The organism is Kitasatospora sp. NPDC127116 (assembly GCF_042677365.1).
Classification (GTDB): Bacteria; Actinomycetota; Actinomycetes; order Streptomycetales; family Streptomycetaceae; genus Kitasatospora; species Kitasatospora lactacystinica.
The window spans coordinates 1-21,285 of the sequence record NZ_JBHXTL010000025.1 but is presented as its reverse complement, the minus strand read 5'-3'; the positions used below and the strand labels follow the sequence as shown (position 1 = coordinate 21,285).

General features: G+C 71.8%; 20 protein-coding genes. 19 read left to right on the top strand and 1 reads right to left on the bottom strand.

Going from position 1 to position 21,285, the window contains the following annotated elements; genetic code table 11:
• Window positions 1-4 precede the first annotated feature (4 nt).
• From ACFVHV_RS13065 to ACFVHV_RS13040, 6 genes are all read left to right on the top strand, one after another.
• Window positions 5-1,120: a HoxN/HupN/NixA family nickel/cobalt transporter gene (locus tag ACFVHV_RS13065; RefSeq protein WP_359897440.1), complete on the top strand. Its 1,116-nt coding sequence runs from the start codon at window positions 5-7 to the stop codon at window positions 1,118-1,120.
• A gap of 381 nt (window positions 1,121-1,501) precedes the next feature.
• Window positions 1,502-2,608 (top strand): aminopeptidase P family protein, encoded by a 1,107-nt coding sequence (locus ACFVHV_RS13060; protein WP_359897439.1) that lies wholly within the window; start codon window positions 1,502-1,504, stop codon window positions 2,606-2,608.
• A gap of 78 nt (window positions 2,609-2,686) precedes the next feature.
• Window positions 2,687-3,250: an elongation factor P gene (gene efp / locus ACFVHV_RS13055; RefSeq protein ID WP_359897438.1), complete on the top strand. Its 564-nt coding sequence runs from the start codon at window positions 2,687-2,689 to the stop codon at window positions 3,248-3,250.
• A gap of 4 nt (window positions 3,251-3,254) precedes the next feature.
• Entirely contained in the window at window positions 3,255-3,692 is a 438-nt protein-coding gene (gene nusB, locus ACFVHV_RS13050; RefSeq protein ID WP_359897437.1) for a transcription antitermination factor NusB, read from the top strand.
• Window positions 3,693-3,834: 142 nt separating this feature from the next.
• Entirely contained in the window at window positions 3,835-4,659 is an 825-nt protein-coding gene (locus ACFVHV_RS13045) for a thioesterase family protein (RefSeq protein WP_359897436.1), read from the top strand.
• A gap of 133 nt (window positions 4,660-4,792) precedes the next feature.
• The gene (locus ACFVHV_RS13040; protein ID WP_359897434.1) at window positions 4,793-5,710 is read left to right on the top strand and encodes a hypothetical protein; all 918 of its coding nucleotides are present in this window, start codon (window positions 4,793-4,795) and stop codon (window positions 5,708-5,710) included.
• A 153-nt stretch (window positions 5,711-5,863) separates the two neighbouring features.
• On the opposite strand, the gene ACFVHV_RS13035 is transcribed toward ACFVHV_RS13040, so the two are convergent.
• Entirely contained in the window at window positions 5,864-6,367 is a 504-nt protein-coding gene (locus tag ACFVHV_RS13035) for a transcriptional regulator (RefSeq protein WP_030056198.1), read from the bottom strand.
• 331 nt (window positions 6,368-6,698) lie between these two features.
• On the opposite strand from ACFVHV_RS13035, the gene pyrR reads away from it, so the two are divergent.
• From pyrR to metK, 13 genes are all read left to right on the top strand, one after another.
• Window positions 6,699-7,322 (top strand): bifunctional pyr operon transcriptional regulator/uracil phosphoribosyltransferase PyrR, encoded by a 624-nt coding sequence (gene pyrR / locus ACFVHV_RS13030; RefSeq protein WP_359897432.1) that lies wholly within the window; start codon window positions 6,699-6,701, stop codon window positions 7,320-7,322.
• 5 nt (window positions 7,323-7,327) lie between these two features.
• Window positions 7,328-8,305, top strand: coding sequence for an aspartate carbamoyltransferase catalytic subunit (locus ACFVHV_RS13025; RefSeq protein ID WP_359897430.1), 978 nt, complete (start codon window positions 7,328-7,330; stop codon window positions 8,303-8,305).
• The gene (locus ACFVHV_RS13020; RefSeq protein ID WP_380351166.1) at window positions 8,302-9,606 is read left to right on the top strand and encodes a dihydroorotase; all 1,305 of its coding nucleotides are present in this window, start codon (window positions 8,302-8,304) and stop codon (window positions 9,604-9,606) included. The genes ACFVHV_RS13025 and ACFVHV_RS13020 overlap by 4 nt, the downstream gene beginning before the upstream one ends.
• Window positions 9,606-10,169, top strand: coding sequence for a hypothetical protein (locus ACFVHV_RS13015; protein ID WP_359897426.1), 564 nt, complete (start codon window positions 9,606-9,608; stop codon window positions 10,167-10,169). The genes ACFVHV_RS13020 and ACFVHV_RS13015 overlap by 1 nt, the downstream gene beginning before the upstream one ends.
• Window positions 10,166-11,323, top strand: coding sequence for a glutamine-hydrolyzing carbamoyl-phosphate synthase small subunit (gene carA / locus ACFVHV_RS13010; RefSeq protein ID WP_359897424.1), 1,158 nt, complete (start codon window positions 10,166-10,168; stop codon window positions 11,321-11,323). Before ACFVHV_RS13015 ends, carA begins: the two co-directional genes overlap by 4 nt.
• Window positions 11,316-14,624 (top strand): carbamoyl-phosphate synthase large subunit, encoded by a 3,309-nt coding sequence (gene carB / locus ACFVHV_RS13005; protein ID WP_359897422.1) that lies wholly within the window; start codon window positions 11,316-11,318, stop codon window positions 14,622-14,624. The genes carA and carB overlap by 8 nt, the downstream gene beginning before the upstream one ends.
• A gap of 141 nt (window positions 14,625-14,765) precedes the next feature.
• Entirely contained in the window at window positions 14,766-15,869 is a 1,104-nt protein-coding gene (locus tag ACFVHV_RS13000; protein WP_380351164.1) for a quinone-dependent dihydroorotate dehydrogenase, read from the top strand.
• A gap of 32 nt (window positions 15,870-15,901) precedes the next feature.
• A complete protein-coding gene (gene pyrF, locus ACFVHV_RS12995; RefSeq protein ID WP_359897419.1) occupies window positions 15,902-16,735 on the top strand; it encodes an orotidine-5'-phosphate decarboxylase in 834 nt (277 codons plus the stop codon).
• A gap of 349 nt (window positions 16,736-17,084) precedes the next feature.
• Window positions 17,085-17,411, top strand: a complete 327-nt coding sequence (mihF, locus tag ACFVHV_RS12990; protein WP_030056187.1) for an integration host factor, actinobacterial type — start codon at window positions 17,085-17,087, stop codon at window positions 17,409-17,411.
• A 49-nt stretch (window positions 17,412-17,460) separates the two neighbouring features.
• Window positions 17,461-18,018 (top strand): guanylate kinase, encoded by a 558-nt coding sequence (gene gmk, locus ACFVHV_RS12985; protein ID WP_359897418.1) that lies wholly within the window; start codon window positions 17,461-17,463, stop codon window positions 18,016-18,018.
• 37 nt (window positions 18,019-18,055) lie between these two features.
• Window positions 18,056-18,322 carry a DNA-directed RNA polymerase subunit omega gene (gene rpoZ, locus ACFVHV_RS12980; protein WP_030240625.1) on the top strand — a complete coding sequence of 89 codons (267 nt, stop codon included), beginning with the start codon at window positions 18,056-18,058 and terminating at the stop codon, window positions 18,320-18,322.
• 234 nt (window positions 18,323-18,556) lie between these two features.
• On the top strand, window positions 18,557-19,786 hold the full coding sequence (coaBC, locus tag ACFVHV_RS12975; RefSeq protein WP_380351161.1) for a bifunctional phosphopantothenoylcysteine decarboxylase/phosphopantothenate--cysteine ligase CoaBC: 1,230 nt from the start codon (window positions 18,557-18,559) through the stop codon (window positions 19,784-19,786).
• A gap of 152 nt (window positions 19,787-19,938) precedes the next feature.
• A complete protein-coding gene (gene metK / locus ACFVHV_RS12970; protein WP_380351159.1) occupies window positions 19,939-21,147 on the top strand; it encodes a methionine adenosyltransferase in 1,209 nt (402 codons plus the stop codon).
• Window positions 21,148-21,285 lie beyond the last annotated feature (138 nt).

Sequence of the window (21,285 nt, the reverse complement as noted above, 5' to 3'; positions counted from 1 at the left end):
GCAGATGACCCTGCCCGAAACCGTTGCCGCCGGGGCCGAACCGGCCCCCTCCGCGCTGCCCAGCTTCCAGTGGCGGCGCGAGGACACCGTCCGTACCGCCGGGCTGATGGCGGTGATCGTGGCCATGCACGTGGTGGCCTTCGGCACGCTGATCTTCCTGGTCGCACCCGAGAAGTACGCGGTCGGTACCCAGGTCTTCGGGGTGGGCCTGGGTATCACCGCGTACACCCTCGGGATGCGGCACGCCTTCGACGCCGACCACATCGCGGTGATCGACAACACCACCAGAAAGCTGATGGCGGACGGCAAGCGGCCGGTCTCGGTGGGCTTCTGGTTCGCCCTCGGGCACTCCTCGATGGTGGTGCTGATGGCCGCCCTGGTGGCGGGCGGCGCGCAGCTGGCGAACACCCTGATGGACGACGAGTCGGCCACCCACAAGTGGCTCGGCGTGATCGGGACGACCACCTCCGGCGTGTTCCTCTACCTGATCGGCGCGCTCAACCTGGCGGCGCTGCTCGGCATCCTCAGGGTGTTCCGATCGATGCGGGCCGGGAAGTTCGACGAGAAGGAGCTGGAGGCCCACCTCGACTCGCGCGGCTTCATGGCCCGGGTGCTGAACCGGGCGACCCGTTCGATCACCCGGCCCGGGCAGATGTTCCCGGTGGGCATGGTGCTGGGGCTGGGCTTCGACACCGCGACCGAGGTCACCCTGATGGTGATGGCCGGCTCGGGCGCCGCCTCCGGGCTGCCCTGGTACGCGATCGTCTGCCTGCCGCTGCTGTTCGCGGCCGGGATGAGCCTGTTCGACACCCTGGACGGGACGTTCATGAACTTCGCGTACCAGTGGGCCTTCGCCAACCCGGTGCGGAAGGTGTACTACAACCTGACCATCACCGGTCTGTCGATCGCGGTGGCCTTCGTCATCGGCACCATCGAGCTGGTCGGGGTGCTGCACGAGAAGCTCGATCTGACCGACCCGGTCACCGGCTTCATCGCCGACATCTCACTGGACAACGTCGGCTACGCCATCGCCGGGCTGTTCGTGGTCGTCTGGGCGATCGCGATCGGGTACTGGAAGCTCGCCGGGGTCGAGAAGCGCTGGACGCCCGAGGGCTCCTGAGCCACCCGGCCGCGAGCGGCGGCCTGCCCGCGCACGCCGGAACGGCGCCTCCCCGCGGTGGGGAGGCGCCGTGCGCGTTCCGGGGGGCCTGGTGCGCCCCGGGCCGGCGCTCCTCACGGAAGTCGACGTGCCGGCCGGCGACCGGGTCGCACTCGCACACGACCGGAAGTGACATATCCGTGACGGAGCGTAGCGACCGGTAGGGGTCCGAGGGGCCGCCGGGGGTGCGGGGCCCCCTCGGCGGCACGCTGCGTGGGGGGCGGGGTGAGGGCCCGAGGGGGACGGTGCCGCGGTCGCGCAGGGGGGCGCGCAAGGGGTATTGGGGGTTCTGCCGGGGGTGCTCGGCGGGCGCTTCGGGCCGGGGGTTCGTAGGCTCGACGCATGGCGGATGCGTACGCGGGGCGGCGGGAGCGGGTGAGGGAGCACTGCAGTGCGGCCGGGGCCGATGCGGCGCTGATCACCCGCGCGGCGAACGTGCGGTACCTGACGGGCTGCGCGCCCTGCGGGGCGAGCCTGCTGCTGACCAGGGAGCGGGCGCTGCTCGCGCTGCCGGACGATCTGCCGCCGGACGACTCCGGGGAGCACCTGATCGCCCCGGACGTCACCCGGCTGCCGGTGGCGGCCGGGTCGGACTCCGCGCTGGCCGTCGCGGCCGTCGCCGCGCGGTCCGGGGTGTCGGGACTGGCGGTGGAGGAGCACGACCTGACCGTCACCCGGCACCGGGCGGTGGGGGGCCTGACCGAGGGGGCCCGGCTGGTGGACCTCGCCCAGACGGTCGAGCGGCTGCGGGTGGTCAAGGACGAGCACGAGATCGCCGACCTGCGGATCGCCGCCGAGATCGCCGACCAGGCGCTGGGCGAGCTGCTGGAGTCGATCCTGGTCGGCCGCACCGAGCGGCACCTGGCGATGGAGCTGGAGCGCCGGATGATCGACCACGGCGCCGACCGGGCCGCCTTCCCGGTCTCGGTCGGCACCGGCAGCCACTCCGGCCAGGCCGCCCACCAGCCCACCGACCGCCGGGTGGAGGAGGGCGACTTCCTGACCGTGGTGATGGGCGCCCAGTACCGCGGCTACGGCGTCTCCACCGCCCGCACCTTCGTGATCGGCGCGGCCCCCGCGCCCTGGCAGGTGGAGCTGCACCGGCTGGTCTTCCGGGCCCAGCGGGCCGGGCGGGAGGCGCTCGGGCCGGGCGTGGAGCAGTGCGTGCCCGACCGGGCCGCCCGGCAGGTCCTGGAGGCGGCCGGCCACACCGAGGCCTCCCCGCACCCGGTGGGCCACGGCGTCGGGCTGGAGATCCGGGAGGCGCCGCGCCTCGGTCCGTCGGACATGGGTAAACTGGACAGCCGCGTGCCGGTCACCGTCGGTCCGGGGGTCCACCTCCCGGGCAGGGGCGGCGTCCGGATCGAGGACACGCTCGTCGTGCGCCCCCTCGAAGAGGGCGGGCCCGAGCTGCTCACCATCACCACCAAGGAGCTCCTCGCCCTGTGACCGCGGCCCCCCGGGGGCCGTGGGAGGCAGGACGCAATCCCTTGGTTCCTTGACAGCTATACAGGAGTTAGTGCGCCCGTGGCTTCCACGAACGATCTCAAGAACGGCATGGTCCTCAAGCTGGAGGGCGGCAAGCTCTGGTCCGTCGTCGAGTTCCAGCACGTCAAGCCCGGCAAGGGCCCGGCCTTCGTGCGTACCAAGCTCAAGGAGGTCCTGACCGGCAAGGTCGTCGACAAGACCTTCAACGCGGGCACCAAGGTCGAGACCGCCAACGTCGACAAGCGCGGCATGCAGTTCTCGTACAAGGACGGCGAGAACTTCGTGTTCATGGACATGGACACCTACGACCAGCTGACCATCGAGCCGTCGGTCGTCGGCGACGCCGCCAAGTACCTGCTGGAGGGCTTCGAGGCCCTCGTCGCGCAGAACGAGGGCTCGGTCCTCTACATCGAGCTCCCGGCCGCGGTCGAGCTGACCATCGCCGAGACCGAGCCGGGCGTCCAGGGCGACCGCTCCACCGGTGGCACCAAGCCGGCCACCCTGGAGACCGGCGCCGAGATCCAGGTGCCGCTCTTCGTCACCAAGGGTGAGAAGGTCAAGGTCGACACCCGCGACGGCAGCTACCTCGGCCGGGTGAAGTAAGTCCGTGTCGGCCGCACGCAGCAAGGCCCGCACCAGGGCCTTCCAGATCCTCTTCGAGGCCGACCACCGCGGGGTCGACCCGCAGCAGGTCCTCGCCGACTGGGTGGCCCGCGCCCGCGAGCCCAGGCCCGACGAGGGCACCCCGCAGGTCGGTGAGTACACCATGGAGCTCATCGAGGGGTACGTCCAGCACGCTCGTCGCATCGACGACCTGATCGAGCAGTACTCCGTCGGCTGGTCGCTCGACCGGATGCCGATCGTGGACCGCAACGTCCTGCGGCTCGGTGCCTACGAGCTGATCTGGGAGGACGGCGTCCCGGACGCCGTCGTCCTGGACGAGGCCGTCGAGATCGCCAAGGAGTTCTCCACGGACGACTCCCCGGCCTTCGTCAACGGCATGCTCGCCCGCTTCCTGGAGCTGAAGCCGAGCATCCGCCGGTAGACAGGTGGACGTCGTGGACGGCCGTCGGACCCGAACAGGTGTCCGGCGGCCGTTCCGCGTTTCACCCGGTCGGCGTAGGGTGGGGCCCTACTTGTCAGTAACTTGACGTCCGGAACCACGCGTGAAGGGCAGGTCCCCCCAGATGACCACCGCGATCCGCAGCGAGTTCGACCAGGGCATCGCCCTGACCAGGCATCCCGAGGAGGCCGGCCGCTACGACGCCGAGCTCGGCGCCGGCTGGCAGATCGGCGGCGGGGTGAACGGCGGACTGCTGCTCGCGGTGGCCGGACACGCGCTGTCGCTGGAGCACGGCACCCACCCGGACCCGGTGTCGATCAGCGGTTACTACCTGTCCGCCTCCACCCCCGGCCCGGCCACCGTCCGCACCGAGGTGCTGCGCACCGGCCGCGGCCTGTCCACCGGCACCGCCTCGCTCAGCCAGGACGGCGTCGAGCGGCTGCGGGTGGTGGCCAGCCACGGCGACCTCGCCACCGCCGACGGCGAGGTGCGCACCAGTGCGCGGCCGCCGCAGCTGCCGCCGCCGGACCAGTGCATCGGCGTCGAGCACGCGCCCAAGGAGCTGATCGCCCAGGCCGCCCTGCTGGAGCGGTTCGACCTGCGGCTGGACCCGGCCACCATCGGCTGGGCGCTCGGGCAGCCCTCCGGCAACGGGCGGATCCAGGGCTGGTTCCGGCTCGCCGACGGCCGCGAGCCCGACCCGCTGCTGCTCCTGCTGGTCGCCGACGCGCTGCCGCCGGTCACCTTCGACCTCGGCATGCCGGGCTGGGCGCCCACCATCGAGCTGACCGTCCACCTGCGCGCCAGGCCCGTGCCCGGCTGGTTGCGGGTCACCCACGCGACCCGCAACCTGGCCGGCGGCTACTTCGAGGAGGACGCGGAGGTCTGGGACGAGTCCGGCCGCCTGGTCGCGCAGTCCCGCCAGCTGGCCCGGGCGCCCCGGGCCTGACCCGGCGGCCCCGCATTACCGGTGGTTACATTCCTGTGACACGCCGTACGTGTGCGGCGCGCGCGGATGGGGAGGAAGACGGTCAGCGGCGAGCGTGCCGCGGACCGTCAACCCCCGAAGCCAGGAGCCACCGATGAGTCAAAAGGGTCGCGCCCGCCGTAACTCCGACTGCACCGCCGGCGGCTCGCGGCCCGCGGTGCGGGCGTCGCACCGGCCACAGCGGGCCGGCGGCGCCGAGCAGGCTTTTGTCATCGGGGTGCTGACCAACGCCGCGGACTTCGCCCGGGCCCGCGCCTGGGGGATCTCCGACGCCCCCGACCACGAGCGCTACCTGGCCGACACCGCCGAGCTGCTGGCCGAGGCGCTGGAGCGGTTCGACACCGTCCGGGCCCGGATGTTCCACCCGCAGGACTTCGAGGAGTTCTGCGTGCTGCACGGGCTGGACCCGGCCGAGCCCGCCGCCCGCGACCGCTACCTGGTCAACCCGGCCCTGCAGACCCAGCTGCTGGCCTATCAGGGCGAGGAGCTGGCCGGGGACTTCGTGCCCCGCCTGGTGCGCGCCCGGGAGAACGGGCTGACGCTCTGCCACGCCGACCTGCTGCTCGACGGGGGCCTGTACGGGGGCGCGGGCGCGCCCGACGAGGAGCACGCCGCCTGGGTGCGCGCCGCCTACCAGCGCGGGGGCGAGGTGTTCCGCCGGATGCTGGTCGGCGCGGGGGCCGGCGTGTACGAGCTGCGCCTGCGGGTGGACGCGCCCGGCGGGAAGCTGACCGCCGCGGCTCGGGTCCTCCAGTGGGAGGACGGCGTGGTCCGGATCAACGACGAGGACCTGGAGCTGGTCTGCGCGGTGCTCTGCACCGGGCTGGCCCTGGAGCTGCCGGGCGTCGCGGTGCTGCACGGCTCGCAGGGTTCGGCCGCCTCCTGCGGGGAGTACCTGCAGGCCTCCTGGGCCTGGTCGAGCGGCGGGCAGGAGTGGGCGCCGGCCGAGCGGCCGGTCCGGCTGGACGGCGTGGCGGCGCAGCCCGGCTACGGCCTGGGAACGGTCTGCTGACGGCTCCGCCGCGGGGCCCCGTCCCGGGGCCCCGACACCGCGGCGCGGCCCCCGGTCAGGGGAGCCGCGCCGTGACGTTTCTGCTTGCGGGTACGACCGGAAATCAGGCCGGGTCGTCCCTGGATCCGCCGGCGGGAGCCGGTGCGGCGAGCCTCAGCTCGCGTCCTCCTCGCGCACCGCGCGGCGCGCGTCGGGGTTCAGCACGCCCCAGGAGATCAGCTGCTCGGTGAGGATCGACGGCGACTGGTCGTAGATGACGGCCAGGGTGCGCAGGTCGTCCTGACGGATCGACAGCACCTTTCCGTTGTAGTCACCGCGCTGGCTCTGGATGGTCGCCGCGTAGCGCTGCAGCGGGCCGGCCTTCTCCGAAGGGACCTGGGTCAGTCTCTCCAGGTCGAGGACCAGGCGCGGCGGCGGCTCGGCCGCGCCGCCGGGCGTACCGCCGGGCAGCAGCTCCTGCACCGGGACGCCGTAGAACTCCGCCAGTTCGGCCAGCCGCTGCACGGTGACCGCACGGTCACCGCGCTCGTACGAGCCGACGACGACTGCCTTCCAGCGCCCCTGGGACTTCTCCTCGACACCGTGCAGGGAGAGACCCTGCTGAGTGCGGATCGCTCGGAGCTTGCCTCCGAGTTGCTTCGCGTAGTCGCTGGACATTGATCTCCCCGGACGAGATTGCTTCGCGTTCAGTGGTGGGTCACGGGCGATTGCCGACGCCGTTACCGGTGGGTCCGACGTCCGTCTCGTAACTCACTGTGAGGTTACGTAGAGTAAGGTAGTTGCGTCAAGCCGAATGGGGCAGTCGTGCGAATGGCCCGCATCGTCGGCGCGTCCGGAGTGTTAACCCCGGGAAGCGGAATGATGGCCGTCTGTTTGCGATCCGGCGCGCTGCTAGGATGGCCCGAAGCCCGCGCCCGGTCGGCGGGGGCAGTCCCCAGACATCCTTTAAGACCCGTCCCGTGAGGCGGGGAAGGAGGTCCGCTTCGGCATGACCACACACCATGAACCGACGCCCCGGGCACCGCACCAGGTGCTGGACGGCACGGACATCGCCCGGGTCCTCACCCGGATAGCGCACGAGATCGTCGAGCGCGCCAAGGGCGCGGAGGACGTCGTGCTGCTCGGCATCCACACCAGGGGCGTCCACCTCGCCCGCCGCCTGCACGGCCGGCTGGCCCAGATCACCGGGCGCGAGATCCCGCTGGGCACCCTGGACATCACCATGTACCGGGACGACCTGCGGCTGAAGCCCGCCCGCGCCCTGGAGCACACCGAGATCCCGCCCGGCGGCATCGACGGCAAGCTCGTCATCCTCGTCGACGACGTGCTCTTCTCCGGCCGGACCATCCGCGCCGCGCTCGACGCGTTGAACGACATCGGCCGCCCGCGCGCCGTCCAGCTCGCCGTCCTGGTCGACCGCGGCCACCGCGAGCTGCCGATCCGCGCCGACTACGTCGGCAAGAACCTCCCCACCTCGCTGCGCGAGGCCGTTCAGGTGCGCCTGTCCGACAGCGACGGCGTGGACGCCGTCCTGGTCGGCGACCGCGACTTCGCCGCCCGCAGCTCGCAGGCCCTGGCACCCCAGTCTTCCGAACCGCACCTCCCGGAGTAACCCGCGTGAAGCGCCACCTCGTCTCCGCCGCCGATCTCAGCCGCGACGACGCGCTGCTGATCCTGGACACCGCCGAGGAGCTGGCCCAGCTCTCCGGCCGGGCCGTGAAGAAGCTGCCCACGCTGCGCGGCCGCACCGTCGTCAACCTCTTCTTCGAGGACTCCACCCGGACGAAGACCTCCTTCGAGGTCGCCGAGAAGCGCCTCTCGGCCGACGTCATCAACTTCTCCGCCAAGGGCTCCTCGGTCTCCAAGGGCGAGAGCCTGAAGGACACCGCGCTGACCCTCCAGGCGATGGGCGCCGACGCGGTGGTCATCCGCCACCACGCCTCCGGCGCGCCGGCCCGGCTGGCCCAGTCCGACTGGCTGCACGGCAGTGTGATCAACGCCGGTGACGGCACCCACGAGCACCCCACCCAGGCGCTGCTCGACGCCTTCACCATGCGCCGCCACCTCAACCCGGGCAGCGGCAACGACCTGGCCGGGCGCCACGTGACCATCGTCGGCGACGTCCTGCACAGCCGGGTCGCCCGATCCAACGTCCACCTGCTGAACACCCTCGGCGCGCAGGTCACCTTCGTCGCCCCGCCCACGCTGCTGCCGATCGGGGTCGAGAACTGGCCCTGCGAGATCAGCTACGACCTCGACGCCGTGCTGCCCAAGACGGACGCGCTGATGATGCTGCGGGTGCAGCGCGAGCGGATGAACGCCGCGTTCTTCCCCACCGAGCGCGAGTACAGCCGCCGCTACGGCATGAACGGCCGCCGGATGGCCCAGCTGCCGGACCACGCGATCGTGATGCACCCCGGCCCGATGGTCCGCGGCATGGAGATCACCGCCGAGGTCGCCGACTCGCCGCGCTGCACCGCCATCGAGCAGGTCGCCAACGGCGTCTCCGTCCGGATGGCCGTCCTGTACCTGCTGCTCGGCGGAGCCACCCTCGCCGACACCACCCGCACCGACTCCGTGGAGACCGCCCAGTGACCAGCTACCTGATCCGCAACGCCAAGATCCTGGGCGGCGACCCGCAGGACCTCCACCTCGCCGACGGCGTGATCCAGGAGATCGGCACCGGCCTGACGGTCGAGGCGGACATCGAGATCGACGCCACCGGGCTGATCGCCCTGCCCGGCCTGGTCGACCTCCACACCCACCTGCGCGAGCCCGGCCGCGAGGACGCCGAGACCGTGCTCACCGGCACCCGGGCCGCCGCGATGGGCGGCTTCACCGCCGTGCACGCGATGGCCAACACCACCCCGGTGGCCGACACCGCCGGCGTGGTCGAGCAGGTCTGGCGGCTCGGCCAGGAGTCCGGCTACTGCGACGTGCAGCCGGTCGGCGCCGTCACCGTCGGCCTGGAGGGCAAGAAGCTCGCCGAACTCGGCGCGATGCACGAGTCCGCCGCGGGCGTCCGGGTCTTCTCCGACGACGGCAAGTGCGTGGACGACGCGGTGCTGATGCGCCGCGCCCTGGAGTACGTCAAGGCCTTCGACGGCGTCGTCGCCCAGCACGCCCAGGAGCCGCGGCTGACCGAGGGCGCCCAGATGAACGAGGGCCAGGTCTCTGGCGAGCTCGGGCTCGGCGGCTGGCCGGCCGTCGCCGAGGAGTCGATCATCGCCCGCGACGTGCTGCTCGCCGCGCACGTCGGCTCCCGGCTGCACGTCTGCCACCTCTCCACCGCCGGCTCGGTCGAGATCGTCCGATGGGCCAAGTCCAAGGGCTGGGACGTCACCGCCGAGGTGACCCCGCACCACCTGCTGCTCACCGACGAGCTGGTCCGCACCTACGACCCGGTGTACAAGGTGAACCCGCCGCTGCGCACCGCCGAGGACGTCCAGGCGCTGCGCAAGGCGCTGGCCGACGGCACCATCGACGCCGTCGCCACCGACCACGCGCCGCACCCGGCCGAGGACAAGGACTGCGAGTGGGCCGTGGCCGCGATGGGCATGGTCGGCCTGGAGACCGCGCTGTCGGTCGTGCAGCAGACCATGGTCGACACCGGCCTGCTGAACTGGGAGGCCGTCGCGGACCGGATGTCGCACCGCCCGGCCCGGATCGGCCGTCTCAGCGGCCACGGCCGGCCGATCTCGGTGGGTGAGCCCGCCAACCTGGTGCTGTTCGATCCCGCGTACCGTGGAGCCGTGAACCCGGACAGCTTCGCCACCCGCAGCCGCAACACCCCCTACAAGGGCCTGGACCTGCCCGGACGGGTGCACGCCACCTTCCTGCGCGGGCGCGCCACCGTGCTGGCCGGGGAGCTCGCCGAGCAGGGCGGCACGGAGTGATGCTCCACGCCACGCTCGCCCAGGAGCAGGCGAAGGTCACCGACTGGCCCGGTTACATCGGCTGGTCCATCGGCCTGCTGATCGTGATCGGCCTGGTCTACTGGCTGATGCGCCAGGGCTGGAACTGGCGGCGCACCCTGCAGTCCGGCATCCCGCCGCTGCCGGCCGTGCCGGACCGCGCCGGGCGCACCATCCTGGAGACCAGCGGCCGGTACCACGGCACGACCACCGCCGGGAACTGGCTCGACCGGGTCGTCGCCCACGGCCTGGGCACCCGCAGCCGCGCCGACCTCACCCTCGGCGAGGACGGCCTGCTGGTGCAGCGCCCCGGTGACGTCGACTTCTGGATCCCGGCCGAGCACCTGACCGGTGCCCGCACGGACTCCGGGATCGCCGGCAAGGTCGTCCCCTCCGGGCTGCTCGTCGTCAGCTGGGCGCACGAGGGCACCGAGCTGGACTCCGGCTTCCGGGCCGACCACCCCGACGAGCACGCCGCCTGGGTCGAGGCGATCGCTCTACTCGCAACACGTACGAAGACGAAGACGGAAGAGGCCGCGCAATGACCGCACCTGCCCCCACCACGCAGCGCCAACGGCGGGAACGAGTGCCTGCCGTGCTCGTCCTGGAGGACGGCCGGACCTTCCGCGGACAGGCCTACGGCGCCATCGGCGAGACCTTCGGCGAGGCGGTCTTCAACACCGGCATGTCCGGCTACCAGGAGACCCTCACCGACCCGTCGTACCACCGCCAGGTGGTCGTGATGACCGCCCCGCAGATCGGCAACACCGGCTGGAACGACGAGGACGACGAGTCCAAGCAGATCTGGGTCGCCGGCTACGTGGTGCGCGACCCCGCCCGGGTCGCCTCCAACTGGCGCTCCCTGCGCCCGCTCGACGAGGAGCTCGTCAACCAGGGCGTCGTCGGCATCAGCGGCATCGACACCCGCGCGCTGACCCGCCACCTGCGCGAGCGCGGCGCGATGCGCTGCGGCATCTTCTCCGGCGAGGCGCTGGCCGACCCGGCCGCCCTGCTCGCCAGGGTGCAGCAGTCGCCCGAGATGAAGGGCGCCGACCTGTGCGCCGAGGTCGCCACCACCGAGCCGTACGTGGTGCCCGCGATCGGTGAGAAGCGCTTCACCGTCGCCGCGCTGGACCTCGGCATCAAGGCGATGACCCCGCAGCGGATGGCCGAGCGCGGCATCGAGGTGCACGTGCTGCCGGCCAACTCCACCCTGGAGGACGTCTACGCCGTCAACCCGGACGGCGTCTTCTTCTCCAACGGCCCGGGCGACCCGGCCACCGCCGACCACCAGGTCGCCGTCGCGCAGGGCGTGCTGGAGCGCGGGACCCCGTTCTTCGGGATCTGCTTCGGCAACCAGATCCTCGGCCGCGCCCTGGGCTTCGGCACCTACAAGCTCAAGTACGGCCACCGCGGCATCAACCAGCCGGTGCAGGACCGCACCACCGGCAAGGTCGAGGTGACCGCCCACAACCACGGCTTCGCCGTGAACGCCCCGCTGGACAAGGTGAGCGACACCCCCTACGGGCGGGTCGAGGTCTCCCACGTCTGCCTCAACGACGACGTGGTCGAGGGCCTGCAGGCACTCGACGTCCCCGCCTTCAGCGTGCAGTATCACCCCGAAGCGGCCGCCGGTCCGCACGACGCCGCCTACCTGTTCGACCGCTTCGTGAAGCTCATGGAGGGCCAGCGTGCCTAAGCGCAGTGACATCAAGTCCGTCCTGGTGATCGGCTCCGGCCCGATCGTGATCGGCCAGGCCGCCGAGTTCGACTACTCGGGTACGCAGGCCTGCCGGGTCCTCAAGGCCGAGGGCCTGCGGGTCGTGCTGGTCAACTCCAACCCGGCCACGATCATGACCGACCCGGAGATCGCCGACGCCACCTACGTCGAGCCGATCACCCCGGAGTTCGTCGAGAAGATCATCGCCAAGGAGCGCCCCGACGCGCTGCTGCCGACCCTGGGCGGCCAGACCGCGCTCAACACCGCGATCTCGCTGCACGCGGCGGGCACGCTGGAGAAGTACGGCGTCGAGCTGATCGGCGCCGACGTCGAGGCGATCAACAAGGGCGAGGACCGCGAGCTCTTCAAGGGCGTCGTCGAGGCCGTCAACGCCAAGATCGGCTACGGCGAGTCCGCCCGCTCGGTCATCTGCCACACCATGGACGAGGTGCTGGCCGGCGTCGACACGCTCGGCGGCTACCCGGTCGTCGTGCGCCCCTCCTTCACCATGGGCGGCGCCGGCTCCGGCTTCGCCCACAACGAGGAGGACCTGCGCCGCATCGCCGGCCAGGGCCTGACCCTCTCGCCGACCACCGAGGTGCTCCTGGAGGAGTCCATCCTCGGCTGGAAGGAGTACGAGCTGGAGCTGATGCGCGACAAGAACGACAACGTCGTGGTCGTCTGCTCCATCGAGAACTTCGACCCGATGGGCGTGCACACCGGTGACTCGATCACCGTCGCCCCGGCGATGACCCTCACCGACCGCGAGTACCAGATCCTGCGCGACATCGGCATCGCCGTCATCCGCGAGGTCGGCGTCGACACCGGCGGCTGCAACATCCAGTTCGCGGTCAACCCCGAGGACGGCCGGGTCATCGTCATCGAGATGAACCCGCGGGTCTCCCGCTCCTCGGCGCTCGCCTCCAAGGCCACCGGCTTCCCGATCGCCAAGATCGCCGCCAAGCTGGCCGTCGGCTACACCCTGGACGAGATCCCCAACGACATCACCGAGCAGACCCCGGCCTCCTTCGAGCCGACCCTCGACTACGTCGTCGTCAAGGTGCCGCGGTTCGCGTTCGAGAAGTTCCCGAGCGCCGACGCCACCCTGACCACCACCATGAAGTCCGTCGGCGAGGCCATGGCCATGGGCCGCAACTTCCCCGAGGCGCTGCAGAAGGCGCTGCGCTCGCTGGAGAAGAAGGGCTCCCAGTTCTCCTGGACCGGCCCCGTCGGCGACAAGGCGGAGCTGCTGGCCAAGGCGGTCGTGCCGACCGACGGCCGGATCAACACCGTGATGGACGCCGTCCGGGCCGGCGCCACCCCGGAGGAGGTCTTCGAGTACACCAAGATCGACCCGTGGTTCGTCGACCAGCTCTTCCTGCTGGACGAGATCGCCGGCGAGCTGGCCGAGGCCGCCGAGCTCACCCCCGACCTGCTGCGCCACGCCAAGCGGCACGGCTTCTCCGACCAGCAGATCGGCGAGATCCGCGGCCTGAAGCCGGACGTGGTCCGCGAGGTGCGCCACGCCCTCGGCATCCGCCCGGTGTTCAAGACCGTCGACACCTGCGCCGCCGAGTTCGCCGCCAAGACCCCGTACTTCTACTCGTCCTACGACGAGGAGAACGAGGTCGCCCCGCGCACCAAGCCCGCCGTGATCATCCTGGGCTCCGGCCCGAACCGCATCGGCCAGGGCATCGAGTTCGACTACTCCTGCGTGCACGCCTCCTTCGCGCTCGCCGAGGCCGGGTACGAGACCGTCATGGTCAACTGCAACCCGGAGACCGTCTCCACCGACTACGACACCTCCGACCGGCTCTACTTCGAGCCGCTCACCCTGGAGGACGTGCTGGAGATCGTCCACGCCGAGCAGCAGGCCGGCCCGCTCGCCGGTGTGATCGTCCAGCTCGGCGGCCAGACCCCGCTGGGCCTGGCCCAGGCGCTCAAGGACAACGGCGTGCCGATCGTCGGCACCCAGCCCGAGGCGATCGACCTCGCCGAGGAGCGCGGCGCCTTCGGCCGCGTCCTGCGCGACGCCGGCCTGCCGGCCCCCAAGCACGGCACCGCCTTCTCCTTCGAGGAGGCCAAGGCGATCGCCGACGAGATCGGCTACCCCGTGCTCGCCCGCCCGTCCTACGTGCTCGGCGGCCGCGGCATGGAGATCGTCTACGACGAGGCCTCGCTCGCCTCCTACCTGGAGCGCCACGCCGGCCTGATCTCCGAGCACCCGGTGCTCATCGACCGCTTCCTCGACGACGCGGTGGAGATCGACGTCGACGCGCTCTACGACGGCACCGAGCTCTACCTCGGCGGCGTCATGGAGCACATCGAGGAGGCCGGCATCCACTCCGGCGACTCCGCCTGCGCGCTGCCCCCGATCACCCTCGGCGGCCACGACATCAAGCGCCTGCGCACCTCCACCGAGGCCATCGCGCGCGGTGTCGGCGTCCGCGGTCTGATCAACATCCAGTTCGCCCTCTCCGGCGACATCCTCTACGTGCTGGAGGCCAACCCGCGCGCCTCCCGCACCGTCCCGTTCACCTCCAAGGCGACCGCCGTGCCGCTGGCCAAGGCCGCCGCCCGGATCTCGCTCGGCGCCACCATCGCCGAGCTGCGCGCCGAGGGCCTGCTCCCGGCCGAGGGCGACGGCGGCACGCTGCCCGCCGACGCGCCGATCGCGGTCAAGGAGGCAGTGATGCCGTGGAGCCGCTTCCGCGACATCCACGGCCGCGGGGTGGACACGGTGCTCGGCCCGGAGATGCGCTCGACCGGTGAGGTCATGGGCATCGACAAGGTGTTCGGCACCGCCTACGCGAAGGCGCAGTCCGGCGCGTACGGCGCGCTGCCGACCAAGGGCAAGGTCTTCGTCTCGGTGGCCAACCGGGACAAGCGCAACCTGGTCTTCCCGGCCCGCGCGCTGGTCAACCTCGGCTTCGAGGTGCTCGCCACCGCCGGCACCGCCGAGGTGCTCCAGCGCGGCGGCATCCCGTCCACGCTGGTGCGCAAGCACAGCGAGGGCGAGGGCCCGAACGGCGAGCGGACCATCGTCCAGCTGATCCACGACGGTGAGGTCGACCTCATCATCAACACGCCGTACGGCACCGGCGGCCGCCTCGACGGCTACGAGATCCGCACCGCGGCCGTGGCCCGCGCGGTGCCCTGCCTGACCACCGTCCAGGCGATGGGCGCGGCCGTGCAGGGCATGGACGCGCTGCTGCGCGACGAGGTCGGGGTGATGTCGCTCCAGGAGCACGCCGAGCTGATCAACGCCGGCCGCAAGTAGCACCACCGCAGTGGGGGGCACCGGAACAGCCGGGTGCCCCCCACTGCCATGACCGCCCCGCCCGTCACCCACCGCCACCCTTCCTCCGACGGGCGGCGCCCGCGCCCGTCTGCTCTCTCCGCTCCGGGAGTTGAACCACCCTTGTACAAGCTTCTGTTCGACCTGGTCTTCAAGAAGATGGACCCCGAGAAGGCCCACCACCTCGCCTTCTTCTGGATCCGCCTCGGCTCCTCGGTGCCCGGCCTGCGCACCCTGGTGCGGCTGGTGCTCGCCCCGCGCGACCGGGCCCTGCGCGCCCGCGCCCTCGGCCTCGAACTGCCCGGCCCGTTCGGCCTGGCGGCCGGCTTCGACAAGAACGGCGTCGGCATCGACGGCCTGTCGATGCTCGGCTTCGACTACGTCGAGATCGGCACCGTCACCGGCGAGCCCCAGCCCGGCAACCCGGCGCCCCGGCTGTTCCGCCTGGTCGAGGACCGCGCGCTGATCAACCGGATGGGCTTCAACAACCAGGGCTCGGCCCGGGTCGCGGCCCGGCTGGCCGCCCGCCCGCACACCAGCTCCACCCCCGTGATCGGCGTCAACATCGGCAAGACCAAGGTGGTCGAGGAGGCCGACGCCGTCGCCGACTACGTGAAGTCCACCGAGCGGCTGGCCAAGTACGCCGACTACCTGGTGGTCAACGTCAGCTCGCCGAACACCCCCGGGCTGCGCAACCTCCAGGCCGTGGACCACCTGCGGCCGCTGCTCGCCGCCGTCCGCGAGGCCGCCGACCGCAGCACCGCCCACCGCGTGCCGCTGCTGGTCAAGATCGCCCCCGACCTGGCCGACGAGGACGTCGACGCGGTCGCCGACCTCGCCCTGGAGCTGGGCCTGGACGGCATCATCGCCACCAACACCACTATCGGCCGCGAGGGCCTGCGCACCGACGCCGGGCGGGTCGCGGAGATCGGCATGGGCGGCCTGTCCGGCGCCCCGCTCAAGGCCCGTGCCCTGGAGGTGCTCCAGCGGCTGCGCGCCCGCACCGAGGGCCGGCTGACCCTGGTCTCGGTCGGCGGCATCGAGACCGCCGAGGACGCCTGGCAGCGGATCGTCCACGGCGCCGACCTGGTCCAGGGCTACAGCGCCTTCATCTACGAGGGCCCGTTCTGGTGCCGGCGGATCCACAAGGGCCTGTCCGCCAAGGTCCGCGCGGGCGGCTTCCGCAGCCTGGCCGACGCCGTCGGCAGCGCCGTGCGCAGCTCCTGAACCCCCTCCCCACCCCTCCGGAAAGAGACGACATGACCCTCGCCCCGTTCGGCGCCCGGCTGCGCCAGGCCCTCGACACCCGCGGCCAGCTCTGCGTCGGCATCGACCCGCACGCCTCCCTGCTCGCCGCCTGGGGGCTCGGCGACGACCTCGCCGGGCTGGAGACCTTCAGCCGCACCGTGGTCGAGGCGCTGGCCGACCGGGTGGCCGTGCTCAAGCCGCAGGCGGCCTTCTTCGAGCGCTTCGGCAGCAAGGGCGTCGCGGTGCTGGAGAAGACCGTCGAGGAGGCCCGGGCGGCCGGCGCGCTGGTCCTGATGGACGCCAAGCGCGGTGACATCGGCTCCACCATGGCCGCGTACGCCGAGGCCTTCCTGTCGCCGGGCAGCCCGCTGTTCTCGGACGCGCTGACGGTCAGCCCGTACCTGGGCTTCGGCTCGCTGCGTCCGGCCCTGGACCTGGCCCGGGAGCAGGGCTGCGGCGTGTTCGCGCTGGCGCTCACCTCCAACCCGGAGGGCGCCGAGGTGCAGCGCGCGGTGGGCGCGGACGGCGAGCCGGTCGCGGCCTCGGTGCTGCGTCAGCTGGCGGCCGAGAACGAGGGCGCCGCGCCGCTCGGCTCCTTCGGCGCGGTGGTCGGCGCGACGCTGGCCGACGCGGGCGTGGAACTGGCCATCAACGGCCCGCTGCTGGCCCCCGGGATCGGTGCCCAGGGCGCGACCATGGCCGACCTGCCGCGGGTGTTCGGCGCCTCGGTGATCAACGTGGTGCCGAGCGTCAGCCGGGACGTGCTCAGGCACGGCCCCTCGGTGCCGGCGCTTCGGGAGGCGGCGGAGCGCTTCGTCGGCGAGTTCGCGGACGCCGTCAAGTAGCGGAACCCGTCCTTCAGGTAGCCGCGCGGTGACCCTGCGGAGTGTCCGCAGGACCGCGCGGTGGCCGTCGAAGCGACGTGAGCGCCGTCACATCGGCACCGCCAAAGTCTCGCAATCGCGGTCATTTTGCCCTGGAAAGTCCTGGTCGGCCTTGGCTGACCAGGACTTTTCGTGTTCTTTTCCTGACGTGGCGCCGCAATCCGGGTAGTGTCCGGCGATAGGTCATCGGCGAGCCGCTATTTCGGTGGCTCCCGCAGGTCAGGGCCTTGTGGTTCCCCTTGCGGACGGTGTCCTCGGTACCGAACCAGTCCTAGCTCAATCCATCCATCCACACCCTGAGGTGAACGGCGTGGCCCTTCCGCCCCTTACCCCTGAACAGCGCACCGCCGCGCTCGCCAAGGCCGCCGAGGCTCGCCGGGAGCGCGCCGAGGTCAAGAACCGGCTCAAGCACTCCGGCGCCTCCCTGCACGAGGTGATCAAGGCCGGAAAGGCCGACAACGACGTCATCGGCAAGATGAAGGTCTCGGCCCTGCTGGAGTCCCTTCCGGGCGTCGGCAAGGTCCGTGCCAAGCAGATCATGGAGCGCCTCGGCATCAGCGAGAGCCGGCGCGTCCGCGGCCTCGGTACGAACCAGATCGCTTCCCTGGAGCGGGAGTTCGGCGGTGGCGCCGCCTGACCGTGCCCCCGTGGTCCCAGGATCCCCCGCGATCCGGGATAATCGGTGCATGAGTGAGCGTCCGCGGCTGACCGTGCTCTCCGGCCCTTCGGGGGTCGGCAAGAGCACGGTCGTCGCTCATATGAGGAAGATGCACCCCGAGGTCTGGCTCTCGGTGTCGGCGACGACCCGGCGCCCGAGGCCGGGCGAGAAGAACGGGGTCCAGTACCACTTCGTCGACAACGACGAGTTCGACAAGCTGGTCGCCAACGGCGAGTTGCTGGAGTGGGCCGAGTTCGCCGGGAACCGTTACGGGACCCCGCGCGCGGCCGTGCAGGAGAAGCTGGAGCGCGGCGAGCCGGTGCTCCTGGAGATCGACCTCCAGGGCGCCCGGCAGGTGCGCGAGTCGATGCCCGAGGCGCAGCTGGTCTTCCTGGCTCCGCCGAGCTGGGACGAGCTGGTCCGCCGGCTGACCGGCCGGGGCACCGAGCCGCAGGACGTGATCGAGAAGCGGCTGGAGGCGGCCAAGGTCGAGCTCGCGGCCGAGCCCGAGTTCGACACGACCCTTGTCAACACCTCCGTCGAGCAGGTAGCGGCCGAACTGCTAGCCTTGCTCGGTGTAGCCTGACCTGTCTGTCTTTTCCACCCTTTCGGAAGGTTTTAGCGTGTCCTCTTCCATGACCGCGCCCGAGGGCATCATCAACCCGCCGATCGACGAGCTGCTCGAGGCCACCGACTCCAAGTACAGCCTCGTGATCTACGCCGCCAAGCGCGCGCGCCAGATCAACGCGTACTACTCCCAGCTCGGCGAGGGCCTGCTGGAGTACGTCGGCCCGCTGGTCGACACCCACGTGCACGAGAAGCCGCTGTCGATCGCGCTGCGCGAGATCAACGCGGGCATGCTGACCGCCGAGGCGATCGAGGCTGCCTGAGGCAGTCGCAGAGTTTCGGAAGGGCCCGGCGGAATCGTTTCCGCCGGGCCCTTCGGCGTTCCCGGCGGCCCTCGGGTGTTCCCCGGCCGCCCTCCGGCGACCCTTCGGCGCTCGCCGGAGGGCAGGGCGCGGTGCGGGGGCCGGCCGGGGGGCCGTAGGGTGGGCGCGTTCGCGGCACGGCCGCGACGCGTTCCCGATGCGTTGTGCGTTCCCGAGGCGGAGAAAGGCCGGTAGATGACCCTGAGTGCGGACGCCCCCCGCGTGGTCCTCGGCGTGAGCGGCGGGATCGCCGCGTACAAGGCGTGCGAGCTGCTGCGCCGCTTCACCGAGTCCGGCCACCAGGTCACCGTCGTGCCGACCGCCGCCGCGCTGCACTTCGTCGGCGAGGCGACCTGGGCGGCGCTGTCCGGCCGCCCGGCCGCCACCGAGACCTGGGAGCGCGTCCACGAGGTGCCGCACGTGCGGATCGGGCAGCAGGCCGACCTGGTGGTGGTCGCCCCGGCCACCGCCGACCTGATCGCCAAGGCCGCCCACGGCCTCGCCGACGACCTGCTCACCAACACCCTGCTCACCGCCCGCTGTCCGGTCGTGGTGGCGCCCGCCATGCACACCGAGATGTGGGAGCACCCGGCCACCCGGGACAACGTGGCCACGCTGCGCCGCCGGGGCGTGATCGTGCTGGAGCCGGCCGTCGGGCGGCTGACCGGCAAGGACACCGGGAAGGGCCGGCTGCCCGAGCCGTCGGCGATCTTCGAGGCCTGCCGGGCCGTGCTGCGCCGCGGCGGGGCGGTGCCGACCGACCTGGCGGGCCGGCACGTGGTGGTCTCGGCCGGCGGCACCCGCGAGCCGCTGGACCCGGTGCGCTACCTGGGCAACCGGTCCTCCGGCAAGCAGGGCTACGCGCTCGCCGTGACGGCCGCGGCGCGCGGGGCCCGGGTGACGTTGCTCTCGGCCAACGCCGAGCTGCCGGACCCGGCCGGGGTGGACGTGGTGCACGTGTCGACCGCGCTGGGGCTGCGCGAGGCGGCGCTGAAGGCGGTCAAGGACGCGGACGCCGTGGTGATGGCCGCGGCGGTGGCGGACTTCCGGCCCGCCGAGTACGCGACCGGCAAGATCAAGAAGGTCGAGGGCGTCGAGCAGGCGCCCGTCGCCCTGGTCCGCAATCCGGACATCCTGGCCGAACTGTCGGCCCACCGGGCCCGTTCGGGTCAACTCGTGGTGGGTTTCGCGGCGGAGACCGACGACGTGCTCGCCAACGGTCGGGCCAAGCTCGCCCGCAAGGGCTGTGACCTGCTCGTGGTGAACGAGGTGGGCAACGGCAAGGCCTTCGGCACCGACGTCAACGAGGCCGTGGTACTGGGCTCGGACGGCAGTGAGACGGCCGTTCCGGTGGGCCCGAAGGAGGCGCTCGCGGACGTGGTCTGGGATCTGGTCGCAAAGCGGCTGGAAACGGGCGGCAACTGATCGGAACCGCTCGCGCGGCGGTCGAGAATTCCTGAAGCGGGTGACGTTCGGCGGAACCAGACCGTTAGACTCCAGGAATCAAGTCTTTCCGGAGTTCCCCGGGTCGCCCCGGGGAACTTCAGTCAGCAGCCGCTGCAACCCCAGGGAGCGCTGTGTCTCGCCGCCTGTTCACCTCGGAGTCCGTGACCGAGGGACACCCCGACAAGATCGCTGACCAGATCAGCGACACCATCCTTGACGCTCTCCTGCGGGAGGACCCGACGTCCCGGGTCGCCGTGGAGACGCTCATCACCACCGGCCAGGTGCACGTGGCCGGCGAGGTGACCACCAAGGCGTACGCGCCGATCGCCCAGCTCGTCCGGGACAAGATCCTGGAGATCGGCTACGACAGCTCCAAGAAGGGCTTCGACGGCGCCTCCTGCGGCGTCTCGGTGTCCATCGGTGCCCAGTCGCCCGACATCGCGCAGGGCGTCGACACCGCGTACGAGGCCCGTGTCGAGGGCGACGAGGACGACATGGACAAGCAGGGCGCCGGTGACCAGGGCCTGATGTTCGGCTACGCGTCCGACGAGACGCCCGAGCTCATGCCGCTGCCGATCACCCTGGCGCACCGCCTCTCCCGCCGCCTGACCGAGGTGCGCAAGAACGGGACCATCCCCTACCTGCGCCCCGACGGCAAGACCCAGGTCACCATCGAGTACGACGGCGACAAGGCCGTCCGCCTGGACACCGTCGTCGTCTCCACCCAGCACGCCAGCGACATCGACCTGGAGTCGCTGCTCACCCCGGACATCCGCGAGTTCGTGGTCGAGCCGGAGCTGAAGGCGCTGGCCGAGCAGGGCATCAAGCTGACCACCGAGGGCTACCGCCTGCTGGTCAACCCGACCGGCCGCTTCGAGATTGGCGGCCCGATGGGCGACGCCGGCCTCACCGGCCGCAAGATCATCATCGACACCTACGGCGGCATGGCCCGCCACGGCGGCGGTGCCTTCTCCGGCAAGGACCCGTCCAAGGTGGACCGCTCGGCCGCGTACGCGATGCGCTGGGTGGCGAAGAACATCGTCGCCGCCGGCCTCGCCCGCCGCGCCGAGGTGCAGGTCGCGTACGCGATCGGCAAGGCCGAGCCGGTCGGCCTGTTCGTGGAGACCTTCGGCACCGAGACCGTGCCGGTCCTCACCATCCAGAAGGCCGTCTCCGAGGTCTTCGACCTGCGTCCGGCCGCGATCATCCGCGACCTGGACCTGCTGCGCCCGATCTACTCGCAGACCGCGGCGTACGGCCACTTCGGCCGTGAGCTGCCGGAGTTCACCTGGGAGCGCACCGACCGGGTGGAGCAGCTGAAGGCCGCCGTCCAGGACTGACGTCCGCGGCGCCCGCGCCCGCGGCCCGTCGCCAGTGGCGCGCGCCCGCGGCCCGTGCGCCCGTAGCGCCTGAAGCGGGGGCCGCCCCCCCCCCGCGGGGGGGCGCCCCGCGTTGGGGTATGGGTGGGTCGGGGTGTT

Coding starts and splice junctions, on each gene's coding strand:
- ACFVHV_RS13065 (WP_359897440.1), top strand. CDS start 5: ATGACCCTGCCCGAAACCGTTGCCGCCGGGGCCGAACCGGCCCCCTCC.
- ACFVHV_RS13060 (WP_359897439.1), top strand. CDS start 1,502: ATGGCGGATGCGTACGCGGGGCGGCGGGAGCGGGTGAGGGAGCACTGC.
- ACFVHV_RS13045 (WP_359897436.1), top strand. CDS start 3,835: ATGACCACCGCGATCCGCAGCGAGTTCGACCAGGGCATCGCCCTGACC.
- ACFVHV_RS13040 (WP_359897434.1), top strand. CDS start 4,793: ATGAGTCAAAAGGGTCGCGCCCGCCGTAACTCCGACTGCACCGCCGGC.
- ACFVHV_RS13035 (WP_030056198.1), bottom strand. CDS start 6,367: ATGTCCAGCGACTACGCGAAGCAACTCGGAGGCAAGCTCCGAGCGATC.
- pyrR (WP_359897432.1), top strand. CDS start 6,699: ATGACCACACACCATGAACCGACGCCCCGGGCACCGCACCAGGTGCTG.
- ACFVHV_RS13015 (WP_359897426.1), top strand. CDS start 9,606: ATGCTCCACGCCACGCTCGCCCAGGAGCAGGCGAAGGTCACCGACTGG.
- carA (WP_359897424.1), top strand. CDS start 10,166: ATGACCGCACCTGCCCCCACCACGCAGCGCCAACGGCGGGAACGAGTG.
- pyrF (WP_359897419.1), top strand. CDS start 15,902: ATGACCCTCGCCCCGTTCGGCGCCCGGCTGCGCCAGGCCCTCGACACC.
- gmk (WP_359897418.1), top strand. CDS start 17,461: ATGAGTGAGCGTCCGCGGCTGACCGTGCTCTCCGGCCCTTCGGGGGTC.
- coaBC (WP_380351161.1), top strand. CDS start 18,557: ATGACCCTGAGTGCGGACGCCCCCCGCGTGGTCCTCGGCGTGAGCGGC.